The following is a 24,196-nucleotide window of genomic DNA, read 5'->3' as shown; positions in this document are numbered from 1 at the left end:
TCTCTTCTATCAAATTATAACCAAGCATCATACGCTAGTTTGATGGCCAGAATGCTTACGACGGTAACAAAGATAGGTCGAATGAACTTGGCACCAAATCGAATAGCGGAATGCGCACCGATATAAGCACCAGCCATTAAGCACAGCCCCATGGTTAAGCCCAAAACCCAATTAATATGGCCTAATACCGCGAACGTTATCAGTGAGGTAAAGTTACTGGTGAAGTTCATGGCTTTTGAGAGACCGGAAGCGAATAAAATGTTCAGCCTGTATAAAGCCATTGAACTGACTGTCCAGAATGCACCAGTACCAGGACCGGCAACACCATCGTAAAAGCCTAAAGACAGTCCTTGTAAGTACTGCTTTCGATTAAACTTTGGACAACCCACATGAACCTTGTTCTGTTCATCGCCTTGAGGTGCTTTTTGAAAAACCGTGTAGAGCGCTGCGGCAAGAATAATAAGAGGTAGGATCTTCTCTAACCATTCGGTACTGATCATATCAACAACGAGAGTACCAATAGTCGCACCGATGAGGGTCGCAATAAAAGCACGATACCAGCATTCAGGGCTAAATAACCTTTTGCGATAGTACGTAAACGCCGCGGTAGATGAAGCGAATGTAGCTGCCAGCTTGTTGGTACCAAGTGCTATGTGTGGGGGAAGTCCTAGCGATAGCAGTGCAGGTACCGTTAGCATTCCGCCACCACCTGCGACCGCGTCAATAAAGCCAGCGGCAAAGGCGACAAGCGCCAAAATAACCAACATGCTAGGTTCGATAAATTCCATCGAGATTTGAGACCTTAGTATTCTATTGTTCTTTTAAAAGGGGGTAGGGAATCGAGCAGAGACTTGCCATACCTTTTTGTGACGATTCGCCTATCGAGAATATAGAGAGTTCCACAGTCTCTTTCTTTACGTAGCAAACGGCCCGCAGATTGTATCAGTTTTTTACTCGCCTCTGGAACTGTAATCTGAATAAACGGATTGCCACCTTTGCTTTCTATATATTCGGCGTGTGCTTGCTCGATGGGAGAAGTCGGCACCGCAAAAGGTATTTTTGTGATAATTAAGTTCTCTAACAGCTCTCCAGGCAAGTCTAGTCCCTCAGAGAAACTTCCTGTGCCGAAAAGCACACTGGTTTTTTGACATTGAGTTAGTGTTTTATGTTTATTTAGAATTTCAGTGCGTGATTTCTCACCTTGAACCTGCAGATGCCAGCCTTTTAGAGCAAACTTTGAGCGAACATCATCGGCGACCTTATTCATTTGCCAATAAGAGGAGAACAGCACCAAGTTACTTTTGCCATCCTGAATAAAGTCAAACAGCTTTTCTGTCAGCTCTTCAGTGAACTGTGGGGCCTGTGGCTCATTGCGCATTTTTGGCACGATAAGCTCTGCCTGGTCAGCATAATTAAAAGGTGAAGCTAACGCTAAAAACTGAACGCCGTCCTCAGATTTCTGACTGATACCTGCTTGATTACAGAAAAAAGCGAAGGAATTGAGTGCACGCATCGTCGCTGATACAAGGACGGCGCCCACACATCGAGACCATAATTGCTGATCTAATTGCCAGCCTACCTCAAGAGGCGCGACACTGATAACGTAGTCACCCTCACGCTCTTTGCTTTTTTCTACCCAGCGTGCCAATGGTGCGCCTTTCTCTTTCTTAGGCTCGGCCATGAGCCGCCAAACGGCGGCTAGATTATCAAAGCGCTGAATATAAAAACCCAATTCGGCTAAAGCGGGTTCGGCTAGTTTGGCTGATACCTCTCCATCTTTGAGTCTTTCTGAAATGAGGTCAGCAATTTTCGCTGATGCTTGTGCGCCTTTCTGAGAAAACTGTTTTAGTGCTTTAGACTGTTCTTCTAGCCAGCTGGGTAGCTCGCCATTCTCGAAACGACAACTCTCTTCTTCAAATGGAAGACCAGAGCAATAAGAGTTGACCTCATTTAATAGAGGGATGAGCTGCTGTATGGAATCCTGTAGTTCGTTGCGAAAGCGAGCCACCCGCTTCTCATCGGCCAAACCAGAGAACTTACTAGCAGACTGGTTCAATCTTTCTAACCACGAAGCTGCACCTTTTAAAGTGGCGGCAGCTGATGCGTGGTCGCGCGCAACGTGCGGAAGGTGATGAGCCTCATCGAAGATAAAGATAGTGTTTTCTGGGTCCGGTAAGATAACACCGCCTCCAAGATCTGCATCGGCCATCACCAAACTGTGGTTGGCAATAATGACATCGTTTTTATCTAGTTCAGAGCGTGCTTTAGCGAATGGGCAACCTCGGTGAGCAGGTAAACTGTTATTACAGCTGTGCTTTTCGCTGACGATGGTTTGCCAAATGACATCGTCAATGGGTTTAGGCCAGGAGTCTCTATCGCCGTCCCACTTACCCTGAGCTAGTTTCTCGTACATGAGTTGAAGCTGCTCTATATCAGATTTTTTAGGCTTACTTTCAAACATGGCCATTTGGCCGCCATCGGCACCGCTTGCCACGGCCAATTTCTCGGCGCAGCAATAGCGTTGTCTTCCCTTAGCAATAATAAAAGAGAAGTTTTGGTCGGTGATACGTCGGAACAGTGGCAAATCCTTATCAAGAAGCTGCTCTTGCAAGGCAACCGTTGCAGTAGAAATAACCACCTTACGATTATTTTGAACGGCAACGGGTATAGCCGCCATCAAATAAGACAGACTTTTACCAATTCCAGTGCCGGCTTCAGCAACAATCATCCGAGTGGATTTGTGATATTGACCGCATAGTGTTTTAGCGATTTCTGAAACAAGATAATTCTGAGCTCGACGCGGAACAAAGTTTTCTAGCTGGTTTTGAAGGTTTTGATAACTCTGACGAATGGATTGTTGGATTTTACTGGTAAGCATAAACAGCCCTAAATTGACGACGAGCGAGTGTAGCACACTTTAGCTAGTGAAAAATATGTTCAAAAACAGTCGCATCTAGTGTGGGTATTTAGATCAAAGTCACAAAAAATAAGTGAACTTTCACATTAGGTTATATTTTTTACATGGTAAAAAATATAAAACCCCAAAAAACATATTTGTAACGAATAAAATTCTATTAAATGCGTGTTGTTCACCCATTTTGTAGAATTAAATTTATGAATGTTACCTAAAAACAAGACTGGTATTGCAATCGAAAGGTGTTCAAAAAATTTGCGACACATCACTAATAAATCTGTAATGCATTGATTTATATGCTTTTACATATATTTATTTATTTTGTTTAGAGTGTTTGACATTGTCTGATAACTTTTGCATTCTTGGTTTCGAGATTTAAAGACGCTGAATCAACCAAAGGACAAAAGGTTGTCGTTCTGAAGGAAGATTTAGACGTCACATATATTAAAAAAGGGAACCGAAAAGGAATTCCCATCTAAGAAAAGGCAGTGGATTATCATGAAAAAAACTCTAGTAGCTCTAGCTGTACTAGCAGCGGGTTCTGCGCAAGCAGGTATCGAAATCTATAACGAAAACAAAGTTACTGTTAACCTAAAAGGTGACATTGAAGTTGTTTACTTGAAAGATGTGACTGATGGCGCTGAATTCCAACAGCAGATTCAAGACGCAGACTTTGGTTTTGATACTCGCTACGCAATCAACGATGACCTTCAGTTTGGTGCATATTGGGAATTTGATGGCGCAAACGACAGTGTAACTAAAGGTACAAGCAAAACAGTTGAAGCTGGTAACACTTACGTAGGTGTTTATTCTCAAGCAGCTGGTTCTTTGATCGTTGGTCGTCTTGACTCAGTCCTAGATGATGCAGGTATTGGCTCAGATTACCAATTTGGTGTGAACTCTTTCTTCTCTAAAGGTTCTCCATTTGGAGCTGACGAGTCTGTTCGTTACGACCTTGATAAAGGCATGTTTTATGGTGCTTTAGCGTATAAGCAAGACAAAAACGGCAACGCAAGTCTTGGTAAAGACGGTTACATGTTCGATGGTAAAGTTGGTGTACGTGTAGCTGATTTTGACTTTACAGGTTTCTACGGCAATGCAGATTTCTCTGGAGATGATGCACGTCTAGGTGGTTCAGAAACTAAACTTGAAGGTAAAGAAACTCTTTACGCAGTAGAAGGTCGTTGGGCTGGTGTTGAAAATCTAAACCTAGAACTAGGTTACTACAACATGAAGCTAGATCCTACTGGTGATGAGTCACTTACACGTCAAACTTACGCGTTTGCTGCGGACTACACTATCAATCAAATTATCATCGCAGCAGGTGTGAGCCAATCTAAGTATGATGAAGACCTATCTGATGGTACTGCTAACGGCACATGGGATACACAAACTAACTGGTTTGTGAATGCTGGTTATCTTGTAGCTCCAGGTGCGACTGTTTATGCTGAAGTTGGTGGTAACGATGGTTACTCGAACGTAGGTACTTCAGCTGCCCCAGACATCAAGCAAAATGGTACAGGTTTCGCAGTTGGTGTTAAAGCTGAATTCTAATAGCTGAAACTAAAGTCTTATATATTGAAAGAGCCACCTAACGGTGGCTCTTTTTTATGCGGGGAATCAACATTTTATGGCCAAATATTCTTAAATATGGCTATTTTAGTACAAAAATCTGTGGCATTCTAAATGCCGTAGCCCAATTGTATTTTGTAAGGGAGTAGGGTCTGTGAAAAAAAGTATGGTGGTCGCGTTAGTTACTCTTTGCTATTCATTTTCAGTCAGTGCAGCGACACTCATTCCGTTGAAAGGTGTCTCAGTTTTTTTCATTAATGGTCAGGAAGCGGATAATAGAATCGGGGAAAACGAGCTGGTACCCGGAGAAAACCAAGTCGTCGTTAGAATGGATAAAAAGGTGGGTAAAGGAGGCGGTGCAAGTGTATATACTTCTGCTCCTTATGTTCTTACATTCAATGTCTCTGGTGATGAAGTAAAAATCAATCATCCAGTAGCCAGAAGTGAGCAAGAGGCAAAAGCCGCATTTAGAACAGATCAACCTGACTGGCGCATAACACAAGACGGCAGTACCCTTTCCTATTCTCAAGAGAAACTTCAAGCACAAAGCGGTTTCTTACCTTATATGAAAATGGATGAGCTGATTGCAGCACACAACGCTGAAAGAGGTATTGTCTTCGATAATGGTCAAATGACTAAAGCGGAACAAGCTGCTACAGCAACCTTAGTGACAGCAGCTGCGGTAGCAACTTCTAAGGATGTTACCGCTGTAAATAATAACGTTCCGAAAACCACAGTAAAATCTGAACCGATAAAAGCAGAAAATGTCGAGCAGCTGAAAGCTTGGTACCTTAAGGCCTCAAAAGAAGAACGTAAAGAATTCCGCAAGTGGATGATTGATCAAGAATAATCATTTGATGTGATGGATATTACAAAAAGGAGGCTTTTGCCTCCTTTTTCATTAGTAGTGTCTGACAGGAAGTTAACCAATGTTTAGCGATTTTGGGCTATCATTACTTTAATTAACGTTTGTCTCAAATCTTACTGTGAACCGATTTATCTCTCATATTCTACGCTTTCCTAAGCTAACACTTTTTCTTGTCCTTTCTTTGACCGCTCTTTGTGCTTGGTATGGTCAACAACATTTTAAAATGAACGCGGATTTGTCTTCTCTGGTAAAACAAGAGGGGCAATGGGTTGAGAATTTAGCAACGTTAGATCGCACGTTCCCTGATACTGGGAATGTCGTGTTGCTTATTACTAGTAATACCGACCCGCAGTTAAAACAACATGTTGACGATTTGTCGGATGCTTTAGCAAAAGAGGCTTTGTTTAAAGAAGTCTTCGCGCCAAGCTCGCTTTCTTGGTTTCAACAATACTCGCTGGGCTTTTTGTCGGACACAGAATTTCTACATCTGTTAAAAACAGCACAGGATGAAATTGAACCTGCAGTTCAAGCAGCGAGAGGACAAAATATTAAGCAATATTTCGGTTCCCTCGATACGCAAGAGCAAGCGTCCCTTGGTCCTCTGTTGTCAGCAATTGATAGCAAGGTAGTAGACTGGCAACAATTATTAAAAGCTAACATATCGATACCTAAAGCGTTTGCTATTACCATAGTAGCTCAACCTGACGACGCTGCAAAAGAGCCCAATAGAGCGATAATTGAAACAATTCACCGTATTATTGAATCTCAGAATTTACCCAGTGACATCAAAGTCCAAATCACCGGCCAAGCAGCTTTGGACTTTGATGAAATCGCCGATGCCAACAACAGTATTGCTATTGCTGGATCTGCGTCGTTATTAGGTTTGGTTCTAATACTAGCTATCGGCATTCGCTCTTTACGTGTCATTCTTGCTTGTTACGTAACAGTACTAGTTGGTTTGGTATGGACATTTGCCGCAGGTTTATTTGTTGTTGGGTCTTACAATACGATTTCGATCGTATTTATGGTTATGTTTATCGGTTTAGCCGTCGACTTTTCCATTCACCTCTGTTTGCATATTCATGAACTAAGAGCAAGAGGTGATAGTAACGTCACAAGTTTGAAAGCAGCGGCATCTCACGCCATTAAGCCGCTTACCCTGTGTGCCTTATCTTCAGCGTTGGGCTTTCTAAGCTTTTATCCTACTAGCTACACTGGTTTAGGCGAGTTGGGCATTATATCTGCTTTGGGTATGATTTTAGGTTTGGCCGCCACCTTTATCGTTATACCGTTGTTCTTCACTTTGTTTGGGTATCCAACAGTGAAGCATCAAGTGGATACTCACCGATTTGTATGGTTTGGACAAAAACTAAATGAGAATAAAAAGCGGGTAGTGGTCGCCTCCTGCCTTCTCGCGGTTGTTATGGGGTATGGCGCAACACAGTTTAAATTCGATTTCTCGACATTGGTTCTTAAAAACCCTAACTCTGAGTCGGTGGCGGGCTTAAATGCACTTCAGCAATATGGCCTTGGTTCAAGTTATCAATTGTATGCAACAGCAAAGGATCAACAAGAAGCTGAGCAGTGGAAAAAAAGGCTATTGAGTCAGACGAGCGTTCAAGATGTAACAATAGCGAGTGATTTTCTACCTAATAAAATCGAACAGCGATACTCACAACTAAACAATGCGATCAATACCCAGTCAGCCGACGAACCAATGGATTATGCCGAATTTAGACGGTCTGCATTGTCAAAACATTGGGTCGACGCTGAGAAATTGCCTACCGATATTGATACCCAGAAAGTGACAAGGAACCTGTTTGAGAACCTTTCATTGCTTGTTAATAACTCGGAAACTAAGCTAGTCGCTCCGTTAGTCAGTGATTTACCAAGAGCACTACAGCAACGCTACGTTAGTAATAACGGCGAGTGGCTGGTTGCCGTTACTCCAAAGGGAGATATGACAAATGTTTATGAATTGGAACAGTTTATCTCTCAAGTGAAAAAAATCGCTTCTAATGCAACGGGGCGTGCAGTAGCAGAGCAAGAAGTTGGAAGTATTATTGTCCAAGCGTTTCAAGCCGCCATCTTGATGTCGGTATTTGGTATTGCGCTCATTTTGATTTGGACAGTAGACAAGAAGCGTGATGTTATTTTGATCTTTATTCCGCTTGGCTTAGCTTCAATTACCACTTTAGGCATGATGCATTGGTTTAATCTTTCAATGAACATGGCCAATATTATTGTTATCCCTTTGATATTTGGCTTGGGGGTCGATAATGGTATTCACATCGTTAAGCGTTTTAGAGCAGTTAGAAACATTGAGGCTTTCTTTAAAACCTCTACACCTAAAGCGTCCTTGATTAGTTGCCTAACGACACTCGCCACTTTTGGAGCACTAATCGTCGCAGAACATAGAGGAATGCACTCTATTGGCTTAGTGCTAACCATCGCACTTAGCTGCATCTTGGTATTTAGTTTGGTTTTACTACCAGTATTACTAGAACTAACAAAGAAAAAAGCGGCACATAGCCAAAGCCAATAGGTGGTCATCCCTGCGCAGGCAGGGATCTACTCAAAGCGTGCACTCAGTACCGTGGTAACAAGAACCCAGCCTCCGTAGGTAGTCAATTACCCAAAGCGAACATAAACTCAAATTAGATGTAAATTCCATTATTATCTAATTAAGTCGATGCTTTAGATTTAACTTTGGCAATCTCGGTAGTTAGAATCGCGCATCCAAAGTAACAAAGAAGCTCTTACGTTGCCCCAAACCCATTTCAGTAACTAAAACCCAATTTGGAGTAAACTCGTACTGAGCGCCTAACAGGGTGTTCCAGTTATTTGCGAGACTTTGATTAACCGTAAACTTGGCGTTTTGTATGAAGCCTAGGTCTCCTAATCCACCAAGAGGGAGATCTTTGACGTTTCCAGTTAAAGTTTGTTCGATGTTTTGATACTGAGCGCCAACCCAAGCTCTAACTGGAAAGTTCGTATTTCTTGAAAAGTCGTAGCCAATTCGCGGCGACACCACAATAGAATCAATTTCACCATCGATTACTGTCAATTTTGTTTTTGTATAACTAGCATCAACGAGTGCAAAGATACTTTCATAGCCACCGGCTATAACCGTACCTGTGCCGTACATATAACCATCCAAGTCTAGACGAAATGGTGCATTAATGTCGTCGATACTAACTTCGTGTTGGCCTAAAAAGCCTAAGTCAATTGTACCGTTGGCTGATGTAATAGTGGTTTCCGAATAACCATTCAACTTGCCCCCAATCGCATAGAAGTTAAGGAACGGCAATATCCAAACGTCGGCCTTTAATGTAAGTACTTCACTTTCTTGGTAGCCGCCCTGTGTGTTGATATTCAGGTCTTTAATAATGCTAGGTAAACCAGTCAAAGCAATAGAGTCGACATTAATACCTTGAGACACATTCATATACCCCAAGCTAAGTCCAACCGCTTCGGGTAAAGTATACCCACGCTCTTCTGCTTCCTTCTTAAATAGAGGTAGCTCGATGGCGCTAGCTGAACTTATGCCTACAGAAATTAAGGCAGAAGCAGTTACAGCGCGTTGGAAAATGGAAACAAGAAAACTGGTCATTGATGGTCTTACTATTGGCTCAAATTATAAGATCGCGGATTGTAGAGGACTAAAACATATATGGGAAGAGAATTAATGGTAAGGCTGAGCAAAAAGTCCGCTAAATGATAAGAGCGGACTTTGGTCTGAAATGCACTATTAGTTATTTGTCGACATTGAGTGCAATCGAGTTTTCTGTTGCGAACGCTGTCGCGACGTTACCATTAGCTAGTGAGACTCCAGAAGCAGTTAAGAGAATGTTAGTCGTTCCAGCAGCAGCGACTGCAAAGTCATATGTACCAGCCTCGACCTCTAATACTGCGGTATCTTTAAAATTAACCCCTTCCAAAACTACAGTGCTCGCAGAGAACCCGGAGCCTGCGGCGGCGGCGTGAATGTCAACAGTGCCTGCAACTGGATTGGCGTGTAATACACGCAGTTTCGCGTAAGAGGCCACACTTCGGAGATCATCTTCGATTACAACAGGTTCAATTGATTGGTCCGAAAAACGTCCCACAGCAAAAATCGTCGTTTCCGAACCTGCAGCAAATGATGTTCCTGGAGCTTGAATTGCTTCGGGTGTAGTAGCTCCTGTAGGGGTTACGGTTAAGTCATATGATGAAGCGGCCAAATCGAGACTCTTGATTTTCTCAAAACCAATAACATTTAGCCCAGTTACTACGTTACCTGATGCTCGAACGTCCACGTCACCAAGGTCGGCAACGGCATGACCTACTCGCACAGTTGCTTTTTCTCCTGTACTACGCAAAACGCTCACAGCCGAACCGTCGGCGACTAGCAAATTAACAGGTGATACAATACCTCCGCTGACATTTGGAACAGCGGTGACCATTAGATCGCTGCCACCGTCTAATGTCAGGTTTCCACTGTCGTACACGACATCTGCGTCAGTACTCTGGCCGGCTAGCGTAATTCTAATACGATAATCACCCGCAGGTAACGTCACTGGTAGCTGAGATTCGTCTTCTTTGAAAGCAAGGTCAGAAACGGCGACGGTGCTGGCACTAATACTTGGGTCTGTTGTCAGGTGAATATCGACTCCACCGACTCCAGGATGACCATGTAAAACATCCAATCGAATGGATTGAGTGTCTGGACCAGTGGCCGAACGTGATAAAATGACAGGCTCGATTGAGCTGACGTTATTGACTGCAAAAACGTCATACTGCATGTCTGGCGCAAAATTGACAGCATTAGCAGTAATCACATCCGCGGTGGCATCTCCTGCCAATAAACCTCTAACGATGAGGTCGTGATTCCCTGAATCCACAGTAATCAAACCGCTGCCCTGTTGATAATCTACATCAGAAAGTCCGCTGGCGATAGCTCCGTCAAGTAATATTGAAACCTGTGGCGCATCAGCACTAGCATGAGTCACACGAAGTTGAGAAGTAGGGGTTGAGTCGGGAGAGTCGCTTCCACAGCCAGCTAGGAACGTTGCTGCAGAAGCAAATAGTGAAAGTTTGACGATGTTCATGGTAAGCCTCATTGCATTCATTATTCGCAATTTGGCTTACGGTTCTCTTAGACTATTAGTTCATTGCATGTAGAGTAATTAGCTCTTTAGTTAAGAATAAGGTGGCAGGCTCTAAACTAAAGGATAAGCACACGGATTGCTATGATTTCTAGTCTAGCTGTTCTAAAGGTAGCCAATCTACATGAACCCCTGCTTGCTCAAACATATCTTGGCTCAGCGAGATCTTTTCACCCCAACGAGATAGGAAGTCTTCCGTTTGCTGTGGACAATGCACAACAGAAATACCGGTTTGAATTATCTTTGCAGCGCAATTAGGACAAGGGAAATGGGTAACCCAGATCTCACAACCGTCCAAATCTCGCTTTGCAAATAGAATAGCGTTCTCTTCAGCATGTAGAGTTTTGAGATATTTTGTTTCGCGTTCATCGACTTCAGCGCTATCTGAAATGCCATGGGGATACCCATTAAAACCCACAGAAACAATTCGATTATTTTTGGTAATAACGGCACCAACTTGCGTTGATGGATCTTTACTCCAGGAACCAACCAGTTCCGCCATCTGAATGAATCGTTTCGCCCATTTAGATACCATAACTACTCCGTTCTTTATCTAATTTGACCAATTTCAAAATCTCATCTGAGTGTACAAAACTTACTAGGGTAAAACGAGGGATTTTTGTAAACGATTGCAAGGTGAAACCTCGTTGGTTTCAAATAGGACGGGACTTTAAATGGCAAATGATATATTTATGCTTAGTTTGCGTTCAACCCACAACATTTTTGTGACTAATACGAAATTCTTTGTCAGAGTATCGCTAATTCTGTTTTAATTAGTCAGAAGATTATTAATCATATGGCAGAATTTGACGACGTCTTTAAGGATAGGAATAAACAATGCGAAAAACACTGTTAGCGGTTTCCCTATGTGGTCTGTGTTTTAGTGCAGGAAGCCTTGCGTTTGTAAAAGATTGGTCAACAGTAAGCGTTAGAAAAGTTGAGCAAGGTGCCAAGCAAGGTGATCTATTTGCTCAAATAGAGTTGGGTGATCGCTATGCTGACGGCAATGGTATCAAAGAAAATGATGCCAAAGCGGTGGAGTGGTATCACAAAGCGGCTGAACAGGGCAGTGAATCTGCTATGTACAAGTTAGGTATGATGTATGACAACGGTCATGGTGTAAATTATGATGCCAAAGAGGCGGCGTCATGGTTCGAAAAGGCGTCTCAAAAAGGCAGTGTTCAAGCTCAATATTATCTCGCTGGTATGTACAAGTGGGGACGCGGTGTTCCTAAGAGCAATAGTAAGGCAGTAGAGTATTATCGTCTGGCTGCTGAACGTAACTTTGATGTAGCGCAGAACAGTCTGGGCGTAATGTATGCCAAAGGACTAGGTGTTGAGCGTGATGATCTTGAAGCAGTAAAGTGGTATCGAAAAGCGGCTGAAAATGGATACGCTTATGGGCAGCGAAATTTAGCTTATAAGTATTCATTGGGAGAGGGCGTAGAGCTTAATAATGTAGAAGCTTATGCTTGGGCATCTGTTGCATCCACGAATGGTTATGCAACGGCGGAGAAGCTCCGTGATGACTTAGCGCACAAGTTAAACTCAGACGAGTTACAGCAAGCTCAACAAAAAGCAGAGCTTTATTTAGAGTCGTACTCTTCTCATCAGTGATAGAGTGGAGCCTTCATAGAAACAAAAAAGAGGAGCCATAGTTCCTCTTTTTTTGTTTCGTGCTGCACCGCATCGTGGCTGAGCTACCACTCATCTTTTGGTGCATCGTATTTTCTGCGATAGCGGGGTAGCATGGTCTCATTACCCAATAGACCACCTTGGTGAATGTACAATAGAGAGGCATCTGGGTTATCACTTAACCAAGGTAGTAGGCAACGCCACATCATTGGGTCGTAAAGTAGGTCAAACTCTATGTGGGTTTCATCTTGTAGTAACCGCCAGATCTCATAATCCTTCAGATAGAGCTTGCCAAAGTGATGTTTGTTTTCGAGCTCAAGAATGGTTGGGTAATAAGAAAAGTCACCAAGCTCGTCAAACTGTTGCATTAAGTAATGTTTTCCGCCCACACAAGGGCAAGTAAGAACTTCAATACCCTGAGGTGCTAGAACTTGCGCTAAGTACAGCGCTGTCGTTCCTGTTCCTGAAGGTAGTGCCACTTTAATCTTTTTATTTTTTTCAAACCTCGACCAACTCAGAATTTCCTCAGCTAACTGCACGATACCTTGGCGGGCTGATTGAAAGCGTCCCCCTTCGGGCACGATATAGCTGTCAGTAGAACTAGCGAAGTTAGCTTGAATATAGGCATGAGGATGCGGTGCGTTTGGACCTAACTGCTCCTTGAGGGAGATAATCTCAGCACCAAGCTCTTTAGCTGCCCTGTAGTTACCATTAGGGTTTTGGTCTAACCAAGCTGGTTTGTGGTCAACAAAATACTTGAGCTTTATACCTTTTATTTTGGCCAGCGCAGCTAAAGAGGTTAAGGAATTGGCTTGGGCGGAGCCCCAACCAACGAGTTGAGTAACGTTCGTCAAATCTGTCTCTAGCAACTCTGCAAATTTCCTTGCCTTGTTGCCGTTGAAATGACTATGTAACAAGTCGTCTCGCTTCAAATGGAAATCGTGTCCTTGAAACTGATGTTGTGTCACAGGACTGTTATTGAGGTTCACGATCATACCTGACTCAAAAAAGTGGACGCTGATTCTACCTTCTCACAATGATAGACACAAACAGAGCACATACAAATGATTACATTGACGAACTATTAAATGTGGCAGAATAGCGCGTTTTCTTAGCTTAGCTTAGAAAGTGTGGGACAGTAGTCGGTTAAATTTACACAAAACTGACTTAGTGCCCGAAGTGCTATGCTGATTAGATAAATCATAGGATTTTCACTGCTAGGCCGAGAATATTTATCTAGAAGTGGCACTTTAGTAAATATTCTTGTTAATTTGCCGATACACACATAGGTGTGAAGTATATTTGCGGTAAATATGTTCTAAAGGTCAATGTTTTGCCTTACTAAAACGTATCGACCCTTTTAATTCTTTGAACGCCCTAGTAAACTTTGTTGTCCTTCTTCGTGTCTGAGTACACGATATAACTGTGAGTTTAAAAAATGAGCCAGCCTTTTCTCCCTTTATGTAGACCTGCTGTAGATGAGCAAGACATCCAAGCTGTGGTCGATGTCCTTCGTTCCGGGTGGATTACCACGGGTCCTAAAAATGCAGAGTTAGAGAATAAAGTGTCTGAACACACTGGGGCTCCACATGCCGTTGCACTTAGCAGCGCGACTGCGGGTATGCATCTAGTTTTGTTGGCTTTAGGCATTGGTCCTGGAGATGAAGTTATTACTCCATCGCTTACTTGGGTTTCTACCGTTAATATGATTACGCTTGTTGGTGCAAAACCAGTATTCGTCGATGTTGATGCTGATACCTTGATGACGGATGCTGAGAAAATTGAACCACTGATCACTAACAAGACTAAGCTTATCATCCCGGTGCATTATGCTGGGGCATCGCTTGACCTTGACCCTATTTACCAGTTAGGCGAGAAGTACAGTATCCCTGTTATTGAGGATGCGGCTCATGCTTTAGGGACCGAGTACAAAGGTAAGCCAGTGGGCAATCGTGGTACATGTCTATTCTCTACTCACGCAATCAAAAACGTGACGACGGCAGAAGGTGGTGTACTAACCACGCATGATGCTGAATTAGCTGACAAAGTACGTCGTTTAAAATTCCACGGTCTAGGAGTTGATGCTTTTGATCGTGAAACTCAAGGAAGAGCGCCTCAAGCCGAAGTCGTGGAGCCTGGCTTTAAATACAATATGCCAGATATCTGTGCGGTGTTAGCGCTTGGACAGATGGATCGAATTGCGGAAATCACCGAAAAACGTACGCAGTTAGCGCTCTCTTATCGCAGTCAGTTGGCGTCTATCAAAGGTATTACGCCATTAGGCTTGGCTTCTCATGACCACAAACACTGTTGGCACCTAATGATTGTTAGAGTGGATCCTGCGGTTGCAGGCCTAACGCGCGACGACCTAATCGCCGCACTAAAAGAAAAAGGCATTGGAGCAGGTATCCACTTTAAAGCCTGCCATACGCAAAAATACTACCGCGAGAACTACGCGGAGTTGTTCGGGGTGATTAACCCTGATTTAAAGAATACAGAACGTAACAGTAATCAAATCTGCTCACTACCGCTCTTTCCTGATATGACTCAGAATGATGTCGAACGTGTAGTTAGCGCCGTTTCAGAAATAATTGGGTAAACCATGAAACACAATCAAGCAATCAACTTTGTCTCTATCGTTATTCCGGTATACAACGAAGAAAACTGTCTGCAAGAACTGATTGATCGTACTACCAAAGCAAGTGATAGCATTGGTAAAGATTATGAAATCATTCTTGTAGATGATGGAAGTCGTGATCGCAGCGCGGAAATCATTGAAGAAGCATCAGCGAAAGAAGGGAGCCATGTTGTTGGCGTTATCTTGAATCGTAACTATGGCCAACATAACGCTATTATGGCTGGCTTTGAGCAAGTACGTGGCGATTTGATCATCACGCTTGATGCAGACCTTCAGAATCCACCAGAAGAAATTCCTAACCTTGTAGCGAAAGCTGAAGAAGGGTTTGATTCTGTGGGTACAGTTCGTAAGAACCGTCAAGACAGCGCACTTCGTCGTTACCCATCGAAGCTTATCAATAAGCTAGTGAAACGTTCTACTGGCGTTGAGATGAACGATTACGGTTGTATGCTTCGTGCGTACCGTCGACATGTTGTTGACGCAATGCTTGAGTGTCACGAGCGCAGCACGTTTATTCCTGTGCTAGCGAATGGCTTCTCTCGCCACACCACTGAGATCGATGTGCATCATGATGAGCGTGCTGATGGTGAGTCGAAATATAGCTTTATGAAGCTTATTAGCCTAATGTTTGACTTGATTACCAGTATGACAACAGCGCCATTACGCCTATTGAGCATTGTAGGTGGTGGTATCGCTGCGGCAGGTATCGCGTTTGGCGTCATCCTTATGTTGATGCGTATTATGTTTGGTTCTGAGTGGGCAGGTGATGGCCTGTTTACTTTGTTTGCTATCCTGTTTGTATTTGTTGGTGCACAGTTTGTGGGTTTAGGCTTACTTGGTGAGTACATTGGTCGTATTTACTCTGATGTAAGAGCGCGCCCACGTTTTTACGTGCAAGACGTTCTAGTTGGTGAAGCCACTAGAAATGCACGTGAAAGCGACGAATTAAAGAATAAAGAATAAGATTTGTATTTAGAGGAATATTCCATGAAAGTAGTAGTGTTTGCCTACCACAATATCGGTTGTACTGGTATTCGTAGCTTGCTAGACGCGGGTGTAGAAATCGAAGCAGTATTTACTCATGTTGATGACAGCAACGAGAACGTGTTTTTTGAATCTGTAGCGAAGCTTGCGGCAAAGAACGGTATTCCAGTTTACGCACCTGAAGACGTAAACCACCCATTATGGGTTGAGAAAATTCGTGCAATGAAGCCAGATGCACTGTTCTCTTTCTACTATCGCAATATGATCAGCCAAGAGGTGCTAGATATTGCACCTAAAGGTGGTTTCAACCTACATGGCTCTTTGCTTCCAACATATCGTGGTCGTGCGCCGATAAACTGGGCATTAGTCAACGGCGAAACTGAAACTGGTGTAACGCTGCACCAAATGGTTCAGAAAGCGGATGCTGGCGATATCGTTGGTCAAGAAAAAATTGCTATCACTGACGCTGATACGGCAGAAACGCTTCATAAGCGTATGAACACCGCATCTAGCGATCTACTGAGCAAAGTGCTTCCAACTATCGTTGATGGTTCATTCAAAACAACGGCTCAGGACGAAAGCAAAGCGACTTACTTTGGTCGTCGTACTCCTGCTGACGGTGAGATTAAATGGTCTAACGATTCTCGTACCGTATTTAACCTAGTTCGCGCGGTAACAGAACCGTTCCCAGGTGCATTCACTTTCCTTGGTGAGCGTAAGCTGACTATTTGGAGCGCGGAAGCAAGCGACAAAACATTTGATGTAACTCCTGGTACTATCGTTTCTACTACACCACTAACGATCGCTTGTGCTCAAGGTTCACTGATTGTTAAATCTGGCGAAGCAGAAAACGGCCTATATCTAGGTGGTGAGCAGCTAGCTGCAGAGCTTCATCTTGTAGAAGGTATGCGTTTTGGTCCACAAGCAAGTGCACTAATTAACGCTAAGAAGCGTCAAAAAGTACTTATCCTAGGTGCAAACGGCTTCATCGGTACTCACCTAACTAAGCGTCTTCTAGACGACGGTGGTTACGAAGTTTATGCAATGGACATGAACTCGAACCAAATCGAAGAGCACCTAAGCCACCCTGATTTCCACTTCGTAGAAGGTGATATCACCATCCACAACGAGTGGATCGAATACCACGTTAAGAAGTGTGACATCATTCTTCCACTAGTTGCTATTGCAACACCGATTGAATACACGCGTAACCCACTTCGCGTATTCGAATTGGACTTCGAAGAGAACCTGAAGATTGTTCGTGCGTGTGTGAAATACAACAAGCGCATCATCTTCCCATCGACTTCAGAAGTGTACGGTATGTCGACGGATCCTGAGTTCAACGAAGATACTTCTCCACTGATCGTTGGTCCTATCAACCGTCAGCGTTGGATCTACTCAGTATCTAAACAGCTACTTGACCGTGTTATCTGGGCTTACGGCAAGAAAGATGGCCTTAAGTTCACACTATTCCGTCCATTTAACTGGATGGGTCCACGTCTAGATAGCTTGAACTCTGCACGTATCGGTTCTAGCCGCGCGATCACACAGCTTATCCTAAACCTAGTCGAAGGTACGCCGATCAAACTTATCGACGGTGGTGAGCAGAAGCGTTGTTTCACTGACATCTCTGAAGCGATTGAAGCGCTATTCCGCATCATCGAGAACAAAGAAGGTCTGTGTGACGGTCAAATCATCAACATCGGTGCTCCAGAAAACGAAGCGAGTATCAAAGAGCTTGCTGAGACATTGGTTGAGAAGTTTGAGAACCACCCACTGCGTGACCAGTTCCCTCCATTTGCTGGCTACAACCTAGTAGAAAGCAAAGCATTCTACGGTGACGGCTACCAAGACGTTCAGCACCGTAAACCAAGCATCGCAAACGCGAAGAAATTGCTTGATTGGGAACCAAAAGTTCACATGAACGACACAATCGAAGAGACGCTAGATTTCTTCCTTAAAGGTGCAGTAGCAGAAGAGAAGTAATGGAACAGAATGAAGTCACTAAAGTCGGTCTTCGTATCGATGTAGACACTTTTAGAGGCACCAAACTTGGTGTACCTAAGCTACTCGAAATTTTCGAGAAGCACGGAGTGAAGGCTTCATTCTTCTTTACTGTTGGACCTGATAACATGGGGCGCCATATATGGCGCCTTTTGCGTCCTGCATTTCTGAAGAAGATGCTTCGCTCTAAGGCTGCTAGTCTGTACGGTTACGATATTTTAATTCGTGGCACTATCTGGCCAGGCCCCGTGATTGGCAAAAAACTTCGTCCAATTATTGAGGCGGCTGATAAAGCTGGTCATGAAATCGGTTTGCATGCTTGGGATCACCACAAGTGGCAGATGAAAACCGATACCATGTCACCTGAAGAGCTGCGTAGTGAGATTTCCAAAGGCTATAACATGCTGAAGGATATTACTGGTAGTGATCTGCCTTGTAGTGCGGTAGCTGGCTGGCGCTGTACTGATCAAACGCTTATTGAGAAAGATGCCTTCCCATTTAAGTACAATAGTGATTGCCGCGGCGATTCTATTTTCTCTCCAGGCGAAGGAATGGCACCCCAAATCCCAGTGACCTTACCTACCTACGACGAGCTTGTAGGGCAAGACGGTGTCGACAACAGCAACTACAATGATGCTATTCTTAAGCTTATTAAACGTGATGGTTTGAATGTTTATACAATCCACGCGGAAGTGGAAGGTATTGTTTGTGCCGAAATGTTTGAAGATTTGATTGTCAGAGCTAAGCAACAGAATATAGAATTCGTACCCATGATAGATCTGCTTGAAGGGGCAGAATCGCCACTTCCAAGTGATGCAATAAAAAACATCGAAATGGAAGGGCGAGAAGGGTGGCTAACACACCAGGCGTCATTTGTTAAACGCATGGGACTGTAGTTGCTTTACGCCTTATATGCCATGCCTTGTAGATTTGAAACTAGTATAAGCCCATGATGTCATGGGCTTTTATTCAATTGGATGAAGAATGCAACAATCACGAATTAACTGGGCGGTGTGGATACCGCTTTTCTTTATTGCGTTATACATACTACCGCTTGATCTGCGCCCACTGTGGTCACCTGATGAGCTACGCTACGGTGAGATCTCTCGCGAGATGGTGGCTTCCGGTAACTGGATAGTTCCCACCTTTAACGACCTACGTTATTTCGAAAAGCCGATCATGGGTTATTGGTTTAACGCCATTGCACAAGTTATTTTTGGTGATACCAATTTTGCTGTGAGAATTGCGTCGGCACTCGCTATGTTTGGTTCTGCACTATTTTTAGTCTCTCTCGTTGGCAGAATGACAGATCGCCGTCAAGGTTGGCTAACCGCAGGTGTGTTTCTTAGCATGTTTATGGTGGCAGCAATCGGTACTTATAGTGTACTCGATGGCATGTTGGCATTCTGGCTTACTGCTTGTTATGCCGCTTTCTATTTTGCAACGGAAGCGACCTCTACCAAACAGCGATGGTTACATTATGGCTTAGCAGGGTTCTTCTGTGGTTGTGCTGTATTAACTAAAGGCTTTTTAGCACTTGCCTTACCAGTTATCGTTGTAGTGCCTTACATGATCATGCAAAAGCAGTTCCTAGAGATTTTAAGATGGGGCTGGTGGGTAATGTTTGTTGCGCTAATCACTTGTTTGCCATGGTCTCTAGCTATACATGCAGCTGAACCGGATTACTGGAATTACTTCTTCTGGGAAGAACATATCCATCGTTTCTCTGCTGAAGATGCGCAGCACGCTGCGCCGATTTGGTATTATGTGCCGTTCCTATTCTTAGGCACTTTACCTTGGGTATTTTGGGCACCGTCTGCTCTTGTTCAGTTAAAGGGTGAGTTTTCAAAGCCACTTATTCGTTACTCGATTCTCTGGGCGGTAATGCCATTTTTGCTGTTCTCCTATGCAAGTGGAAAACTGGCGACGTATATCTTACCTTGCATGGCTCCAATTGCGATTCTATTGACCCATGGCATTATCAAAGCCTATAACAGTAAAGCGAAAGGCCTAACAATAGGTTCGATTATTAATGGCCTATTCTTTGCGACGGTCGCTATCACACTAATGGTGATGTTCTTTATGGGTAAGCTACCTTTGGATGATTCTGAATCTTATCGTCCTTGGATTGCGTTGTTCATACTAGGATTTTGGGCTACCTGTGCTTTCTATGCAGCTAAAGCCAAAGCGTTCGAGCACAAGTTTGCCGCGTATATGGTATCACCACTGGCTCTTTTCGCTTTGTTCTCCACTGTGCTTCCAAATACGACCATTGACTCTAAAATGCCAGCGCGTTTCATGGAGCAATTAGCACCAAAAGTTACCGATGATATGGTTCTTATTGCGGACTATCCGGACACAATGTCAGCTTTAAACTGGTACTTGAAGCGCAGTGATGTCTATCTTACCAAGTCTATGGGTGAAGTGGATTACGGTCTGAAATATGAGGACTCGAAGCATCGCTACATTGAGTGGGATCAGCTAGATGACTTTATCAAAGAGAAACAGTTGACGAGTCCAGTGTTGCTGCATTTTAGAGATCTACCACCGTTGCCAGAAGGTTTTCCTAAGCCTGATGATCACGTTGACCGTGGTCGTTATCATGCGCTGATCTTTAATCAAAAAGATGCCCAGTAATGACAGTTCTGCTGTTTGTACTCTCAGTTGTTGCAAGCTCGCTTAGCCAATATTGGCAAAAGAGAGCCGCTATATATTTTGAAGAAAATCCACAGCTGCCTGCAGTAGGGAAGCTATTGAGCTTTCCTATGATCCTTGGAATTGTCTTCTTGGGGACCAGTGCCCTAACTTGGTTGGGTGTACTGAGTCAGTGGGATGTATCAGTTGCTTATCCGTTACTAAGCGTTAACTTCGTTATCATGTTATTGGTATCTAAATTTGCCTTTGGCGAAGTCATTCTGCCCAAGCAATGGCTTGGTGTAATGTGCATAATGATTGGCGTTGGCATTATTGGAGGAGCTGGTTAATGGTAGCGAAAGATCTTAAAGCCGGCTTGCCAATTGCACTAGTGAGTGTCCTGCTCATATCTACAGCTCAGCTCTCCATGAAATGGGGAATGGGAGGACTTGCATCGCAATGGGACAGCATTGTAGCTTTATTTGAACAAGCTCAACTGGTCGAACTGCTATTGCATGTGTGGCCAGCTTTAATGGGTGTTGGCATCGGCCTAGGTTGCTATGCACTGTCTATGGCGTGCTGGGTAATGGCTTTAAAGCATTTGCCACTAGGGGTCGCATATCCTTTGCTCAGCTTGAGCTATGTGATTGTCTACTTGCTAGCAGTTACTTTACCTTGGCTCAATGAAGCATTTAGTTGGGTGAAGTTGTCTGGTATCGGTTTTATCCTCCTAGGGCTGACCTTTATCTTTACCGCGAAAAAGTCCAGCCATTAGGCTGGACTTTTCTTTGTGTCTCAGATTTATCTTCCACGTCCATCAACCATGATCTTTAGAGTTTTAAAGACAATATGAATGTCAGTGGATAGCCAAGTTTTAAATGACGACAGTGATAAAGCGTAACTGTGGTCGTAACCAACTTTACTTCTCACATCTTCAATGCATGTATCATAACCTTGATTAACTTGTGCTAGTCCAGTGATACCGGGTAGTACGTCGTAAGTACGTTCCACAAAGAACGGAATGTCATTCTCAAGCTTGTTATAGAAGTCAGGGCGTTCTGGTCTTGGTCCTATGAGCGACATGTCTCCTTTGAGTACATTAATAAACTGCGGGAGTTCATCGAGTCGAGTTTTGCGAAGAAAGCGGCCTACCGGTGTGATTCGCGGGTCGTCTTCTGTCGCCCATGTTGCACCTGAGTGGGATTCGGCATCCACATACATGGACCGATACTTAAGTACATGAATGAAATCCATTTTTTCAGGAGTCCATTTTCCTACTCTGAGCTGCTTATAAAATACGGGTCCTCTCGAGGTAAACTTAATCGCTAGCGCCACAGGTACAAAAGTGATTGCCAGTATGATCATGCCAACGCTAGCACCTACGATATCGAAAATTCGTTTTGAGAAGTGTATTGAGCGTCTCTCATAGTTAGTCATAATTATCCTCCTAGCGCGCGAGACGCTGCCATTTTCCATTTTCAAATCCAAATAAGTAACGAAGCCCACCAATCAAGTTAGCGGTGTGACCAACGATTAAGTATGTAATTAAACGAATGAGTCGCAGCTTTTGAAGTTGTGGGAAGTAGTTTGCTATCGCGGCAATAACGTAAACGGCCAACTGCGAATAAAGCAGTACCAAGAAGATAGCGTTTGTTTGCGCCAACCAAAGTGATGAAAACAAGCATGCAATCATTAAGTATGGTGTAAATAGGCGTAGTCCTTTGCCCGAAAAAAAGGTGAATGCAGTGCTGCCATATTGCGGTGAGAATAGATCAAACAACATGATGACCTGCTGCATGTTACCAGCTGAGATTCGTAATCGTCGTTGAAAGTCTTGTACTGATTCAGTAGGTTCTTGCTCGATGGCATTCATATTCGGTGCGTAGGCCGCTTGATAGTGTTGGCGAACAATCCTCATAGGAATGATGAAATCATCGTTGATTGTATTGCCCGGTAATAATTCAAATAGCGGTGTTCGAATGAAATACAGCGCCCCATGTGCACCAATAGTAGACCCCATCGTGGATTCACGATATTTGATGTTGTTTTGATATTGCCAGTAGTCTGACTCTCCGGTTTGACTGGCATGGAGCAGCTGATAGGTTGAGTTTACGACACCGATGTTCTGGTCTTTGAAAAATTCACTGGCAATTAGAAGGGCATCTACGGAGATAATTGCTGAAACATCTGAAATGCAAGTGATATCACTGTTGATTTTCGGAATGTACTGGTTGAGGATGGCAACTTTCCCAATATTATCTTGCTGATTGATAATTTCAAAATGGGTATCCGCGCATATGGCCTCTTGTATTGTTGATTCAGCTATGTGAAGAGTATTGTCCTCACTACCATCGTCAATAATCACGATATTTAGCTTATCTTTTGGATAGTCTAACGATGCGCAATTTCTGATTTTATCCGCTATCCACTGCTCTTCATTATAGGCAGGAATGATAATGGTAACCGTAGGTAGTGCACGATCTCTGCGAGCGCTACGATAGCCTCTTGGAATGGCGCCACTCGTGACTATCGGGTGTTGGCTAGCCCACCAACGGAGAATCACGGGATATCCAGCATGGTGATACACTATGAAGGATGCGCTTAGAATGAATATTCCAATCAATACTACTTCCATATTATGTCCTCTCTATAATTAATCTCGACTAGCCAGTGCTAAGCCTTGAACACTAGACTTCGATAGGCTTCACTCATTGAACGTACATCATTATTCTCGACAACAAAGTCTCGTGGACAGAATAGGTGACGTGTCTTCAACGCGTTCTCTAGAGCTTGGACTAATGAAAAAACTCGATTTGATTTCGTTGTAACACCAGATAAAGGGCAGAGAGTTTCCTTTGCTGCACCAACATCCGTAACCACCACTGGAATGTTGCATGCTTGTGCTTCAAGTGGCGAAAGTGGAAATCCCTCACACACTGAAGGAAGACAGAACAGATCAAGCGATTGGTAAAATGAAGGCATATCGTTTACTAATCCCAGGAAGTGGACCCTGTTTCCAACTTTTAATGCTGTGGCAAGGTCTTTGAGCTCTTGTTCAAGGGAACCAATACCTGCAATAGTAAGGTGGATATCGTTCGAAAGTCGTGCAACGGCCTTGATCAAAGTCGCTTGTGCTTTAACAGGTTCTAAACGACCAGCCGTGCCAATGAGGGTCACTTTGGCCGGTAAACCAAGGATACGCCTTGCTCCAGCCTGATTCGCAGGTACGAATCGGTTACAATCCACTCCATTTTTAATCACTGTCGGTGTGGTATAAGGGAAAAGTTGAGAAAGCTGCTGCTGAACTTTTTGTGCATCAGCGACTAATATTGGGTTAACGAGTTTGAGTGCGAGGTTTTCTACCTTTTGACGTTTTGCATCGGTTAAGTGCCACATATCGTGCTCGGTATGGATTCGTGCTGGGACTCGACTGAGTCGTGCGGCAATACCACCATAGATTAGAGGGCCAATATGATGAGTATGGACAACTTGAGGCTTTAGTACCTTAAGGAGTCGATACATCACTCGAAGCAGCGTAACTTGAGAACCTGGCTTTTTGCCAAGAAAGAACAGGTGTGAACGATATTTGATAAGTTGTGGCCAGTGTTTGATGGCTTGTTCAAGTTCCCCTTCCAAACTGATGATAAATACTCTTTCATCGTCTTTCGCTTGTTTAAGCAGCTCAAGAACCATGGTTTCAAGTCCTCCGGGAGCGAGGTGTTGAACAACGTGTACGACTTTGTATGTGGTACCAGAGTTGTGCTTTGGAATAAGAGGTGAGCTTGCCATGATTTGCTCCT

20 protein-coding genes are annotated in these 24,196 nt (G+C 43.7%); 11 read left to right on the top strand and 9 right to left on the bottom strand.

Annotated features, from left to right (window positions below; all coding sequences use genetic code 11):
- Positions 1-14 precede the first annotated feature (14 nt).
- Together AWH66_RS14235 and dinG are read right to left on the bottom strand one after the other, a co-directional pair.
- Positions 15-788 (bottom strand): sulfite exporter TauE/SafE family protein, encoded by a 774-nt coding sequence (locus AWH66_RS14235; protein ID WP_006074961.1) that lies wholly within the window; start codon positions 786-788, stop codon positions 15-17.
- A 14-nt stretch (positions 789-802) separates the two neighbouring features.
- Positions 803-2,878 carry an ATP-dependent DNA helicase DinG gene (dinG, locus tag AWH66_RS14230; RefSeq protein ID WP_063604395.1) on the bottom strand — a complete coding sequence of 692 codons (2,076 nt, stop codon included), beginning with the start codon at positions 2,876-2,878 and terminating at the stop codon, positions 803-805.
- Between the two features lie 534 nt (positions 2,879-3,412).
- Here dinG and AWH66_RS14225 point away from each other — a divergent pair.
- From AWH66_RS14225 to AWH66_RS14215, 3 genes are all read left to right on the top strand, one after another.
- The gene (locus AWH66_RS14225) at positions 3,413-4,468 is read left to right on the top strand and encodes a porin (RefSeq protein ID WP_063604397.1); all 1,056 of its coding nucleotides are present in this window, start codon (positions 3,413-3,415) and stop codon (positions 4,466-4,468) included.
- A 172-nt stretch (positions 4,469-4,640) separates the two neighbouring features.
- Positions 4,641-5,336 carry a YccT family protein gene (locus tag AWH66_RS14220; RefSeq protein ID WP_240495623.1) on the top strand — a complete coding sequence of 232 codons (696 nt, stop codon included), beginning with the start codon at positions 4,641-4,643 and terminating at the stop codon, positions 5,334-5,336.
- Between the two features lie 253 nt (positions 5,337-5,589).
- Entirely contained in the window at positions 5,590-7,899 is a 2,310-nt protein-coding gene (locus AWH66_RS14215; protein ID WP_240495622.1) for an efflux RND transporter permease subunit, read from the top strand.
- Positions 7,900-8,079: 180 nt separating this feature from the next.
- Here AWH66_RS14215 and AWH66_RS14210 read toward each other — a convergent pair whose 3' ends face one another.
- The 3 genes from AWH66_RS14210 to AWH66_RS14200 all read right to left on the bottom strand — a co-directional run bounded on the left by AWH66_RS14210 (position 8,080) and on the right by AWH66_RS14200 (position 11,036).
- The gene (locus tag AWH66_RS14210) at positions 8,080-8,967 is read right to left on the bottom strand and encodes a TonB-dependent receptor (RefSeq protein WP_143081515.1); all 888 of its coding nucleotides are present in this window, start codon (positions 8,965-8,967) and stop codon (positions 8,080-8,082) included.
- A gap of 142 nt (positions 8,968-9,109) precedes the next feature.
- Positions 9,110-10,444, bottom strand: a complete 1,335-nt coding sequence (locus tag AWH66_RS14205; protein ID WP_063604400.1) for a DUF4397 domain-containing protein — start codon at positions 10,442-10,444, stop codon at positions 9,110-9,112.
- A gap of 148 nt (positions 10,445-10,592) precedes the next feature.
- A complete protein-coding gene (locus AWH66_RS14200) occupies positions 10,593-11,036 on the bottom strand; it encodes a dCMP deaminase family protein (protein ID WP_031495097.1) in 444 nt (147 codons plus the stop codon).
- A 302-nt stretch (positions 11,037-11,338) separates the two neighbouring features.
- Between AWH66_RS14200 and AWH66_RS14195 the strand changes: the two genes are divergently transcribed.
- Entirely contained in the window at positions 11,339-12,118 is a 780-nt protein-coding gene (locus AWH66_RS14195; RefSeq protein WP_063604402.1) for a tetratricopeptide repeat protein, read from the top strand.
- An 83-nt stretch (positions 12,119-12,201) separates the two neighbouring features.
- On the opposite strand, the gene AWH66_RS14190 is transcribed toward AWH66_RS14195, so the two are convergent.
- Entirely contained in the window at positions 12,202-13,125 is a 924-nt protein-coding gene (locus AWH66_RS14190; protein ID WP_063604464.1) for a pyridoxal-phosphate dependent enzyme, read from the bottom strand.
- Positions 13,126-13,574: 449 nt separating this feature from the next.
- Here AWH66_RS14190 and arnB point away from each other — a divergent pair, with 449 nt between their 5' ends.
- The 7 genes from arnB (at position 13,575) to arnF (ending at position 21,171) form a co-directional block, all read left to right on the top strand.
- Complete coding sequence (gene arnB / locus AWH66_RS14185) at positions 13,575-14,735, top strand: UDP-4-amino-4-deoxy-L-arabinose aminotransferase (protein ID WP_063604403.1); 1,161 nt, start codon at positions 13,575-13,577, stop codon at positions 14,733-14,735.
- A 3-nt stretch (positions 14,736-14,738) separates the two neighbouring features.
- The gene (gene arnC / locus AWH66_RS14180) at positions 14,739-15,737 is read left to right on the top strand and encodes an undecaprenyl-phosphate 4-deoxy-4-formamido-L-arabinose transferase (RefSeq protein ID WP_063604405.1); all 999 of its coding nucleotides are present in this window, start codon (positions 14,739-14,741) and stop codon (positions 15,735-15,737) included.
- Between the two features lie 24 nt (positions 15,738-15,761).
- A complete protein-coding gene (arnA, locus tag AWH66_RS14175) occupies positions 15,762-17,744 on the top strand; it encodes a bifunctional UDP-4-amino-4-deoxy-L-arabinose formyltransferase/UDP-glucuronic acid oxidase ArnA (RefSeq protein ID WP_063604406.1) in 1,983 nt (660 codons plus the stop codon).
- A complete protein-coding gene (gene arnD / locus AWH66_RS14170) occupies positions 17,744-18,658 on the top strand; it encodes a 4-deoxy-4-formamido-L-arabinose-phosphoundecaprenol deformylase (RefSeq protein ID WP_063604408.1) in 915 nt (304 codons plus the stop codon). Before arnA ends, arnD begins: the two co-directional genes overlap by 1 nt.
- Before the next feature lie 88 nt (positions 18,659-18,746).
- A complete protein-coding gene (arnT, locus tag AWH66_RS14165) occupies positions 18,747-20,399 on the top strand; it encodes a lipid IV(A) 4-amino-4-deoxy-L-arabinosyltransferase (protein ID WP_063604410.1) in 1,653 nt (550 codons plus the stop codon).
- Complete coding sequence (locus AWH66_RS14160; protein ID WP_063604412.1) at positions 20,399-20,746, top strand: DMT family transporter; 348 nt, start codon at positions 20,399-20,401, stop codon at positions 20,744-20,746. Before arnT ends, AWH66_RS14160 begins: the two co-directional genes overlap by 1 nt.
- Positions 20,746-21,171 (top strand): 4-amino-4-deoxy-L-arabinose-phosphoundecaprenol flippase subunit ArnF, encoded by a 426-nt coding sequence (arnF, locus tag AWH66_RS14155; protein ID WP_063604414.1) that lies wholly within the window; start codon positions 20,746-20,748, stop codon positions 21,169-21,171. Before AWH66_RS14160 ends, arnF begins: the two co-directional genes overlap by 1 nt.
- Positions 21,172-21,197: 26 nt before the next feature.
- Here arnF and AWH66_RS14150 read toward each other — a convergent pair whose 3' ends face one another.
- From AWH66_RS14150 to AWH66_RS14140, 3 genes are read right to left on the bottom strand one after another with little or no spacing between them, the layout of a single operon-like run.
- The gene (locus AWH66_RS14150) at positions 21,198-21,833 is read right to left on the bottom strand and encodes a sugar transferase (protein ID WP_063604416.1); all 636 of its coding nucleotides are present in this window, start codon (positions 21,831-21,833) and stop codon (positions 21,198-21,200) included.
- A 10-nt stretch (positions 21,834-21,843) separates the two neighbouring features.
- Positions 21,844-23,031, bottom strand: coding sequence for a glycosyltransferase family 2 protein (locus AWH66_RS14145; protein WP_063604418.1), 1,188 nt, complete (start codon positions 23,029-23,031; stop codon positions 21,844-21,846).
- 38 nt (positions 23,032-23,069) lie between these two features.
- Positions 23,070-24,185 carry a glycosyltransferase gene (locus tag AWH66_RS14140; protein ID WP_063604420.1) on the bottom strand — a complete coding sequence of 372 codons (1,116 nt, stop codon included), beginning with the start codon at positions 24,183-24,185 and terminating at the stop codon, positions 23,070-23,072.
- Positions 24,186-24,196 lie beyond the last annotated feature (11 nt).

Source organism: Vibrio barjaei (assembly GCF_001639065.2).
Lineage (GTDB): Bacteria > Pseudomonadota > Gammaproteobacteria > Enterobacterales > Vibrionaceae > Vibrio > Vibrio barjaei.
Note: the sequence above shows the minus strand (reverse complement) of the source record. Positions and strands in the feature narration are given on the sequence as shown.

Excerpts from the sequence above, each read along its gene's own strand:
- AWH66_RS14235 (WP_006074961.1), bottom strand. The coding sequence starts at position 788 with ATGGAATTTATCGAACCTAGCATGTTGGTTATTTTGGCGCTTGTCGCC.
- dinG (WP_063604395.1), bottom strand. The coding sequence starts at position 2,878 with ATGCTTACCAGTAAAATCCAACAATCCATTCGTCAGAGTTATCAAAAC.
- AWH66_RS14225 (WP_063604397.1), top strand. The coding sequence starts at position 3,413 with ATGAAAAAAACTCTAGTAGCTCTAGCTGTACTAGCAGCGGGTTCTGCG.
- AWH66_RS14210 (WP_143081515.1), bottom strand. The coding sequence starts at position 8,967 with ATGACCAGTTTTCTTGTTTCCATTTTCCAACGCGCTGTAACTGCTTCT.
- AWH66_RS14205 (WP_063604400.1), bottom strand. The coding sequence starts at position 10,444 with ATGAACATCGTCAAACTTTCACTATTTGCTTCTGCAGCAACGTTCCTA.
- AWH66_RS14200 (WP_031495097.1), bottom strand. The coding sequence starts at position 11,036 with ATGGTATCTAAATGGGCGAAACGATTCATTCAGATGGCGGAACTGGTT.
- AWH66_RS14195 (WP_063604402.1), top strand. The coding sequence starts at position 11,339 with ATGCGAAAAACACTGTTAGCGGTTTCCCTATGTGGTCTGTGTTTTAGT.
- arnB (WP_063604403.1), top strand. The coding sequence starts at position 13,575 with ATGAGCCAGCCTTTTCTCCCTTTATGTAGACCTGCTGTAGATGAGCAA.
- arnC (WP_063604405.1), top strand. The coding sequence starts at position 14,739 with ATGAAACACAATCAAGCAATCAACTTTGTCTCTATCGTTATTCCGGTA.
- arnA (WP_063604406.1), top strand. The coding sequence starts at position 15,762 with ATGAAAGTAGTAGTGTTTGCCTACCACAATATCGGTTGTACTGGTATT.
- arnD (WP_063604408.1), top strand. The coding sequence starts at position 17,744 with ATGGAACAGAATGAAGTCACTAAAGTCGGTCTTCGTATCGATGTAGAC.
- arnT (WP_063604410.1), top strand. The coding sequence starts at position 18,747 with ATGCAACAATCACGAATTAACTGGGCGGTGTGGATACCGCTTTTCTTT.
- AWH66_RS14160 (WP_063604412.1), top strand. The coding sequence starts at position 20,399 with ATGACAGTTCTGCTGTTTGTACTCTCAGTTGTTGCAAGCTCGCTTAGC.
- arnF (WP_063604414.1), top strand. The coding sequence starts at position 20,746 with ATGGTAGCGAAAGATCTTAAAGCCGGCTTGCCAATTGCACTAGTGAGT.
- AWH66_RS14150 (WP_063604416.1), bottom strand. The coding sequence starts at position 21,833 with ATGACTAACTATGAGAGACGCTCAATACACTTCTCAAAACGAATTTTC.
- AWH66_RS14145 (WP_063604418.1), bottom strand. The coding sequence starts at position 23,031 with ATGGAAGTAGTATTGATTGGAATATTCATTCTAAGCGCATCCTTCATA.
- AWH66_RS14140 (WP_063604420.1), bottom strand. The coding sequence starts at position 24,185 with ATGGCAAGCTCACCTCTTATTCCAAAGCACAACTCTGGTACCACATAC.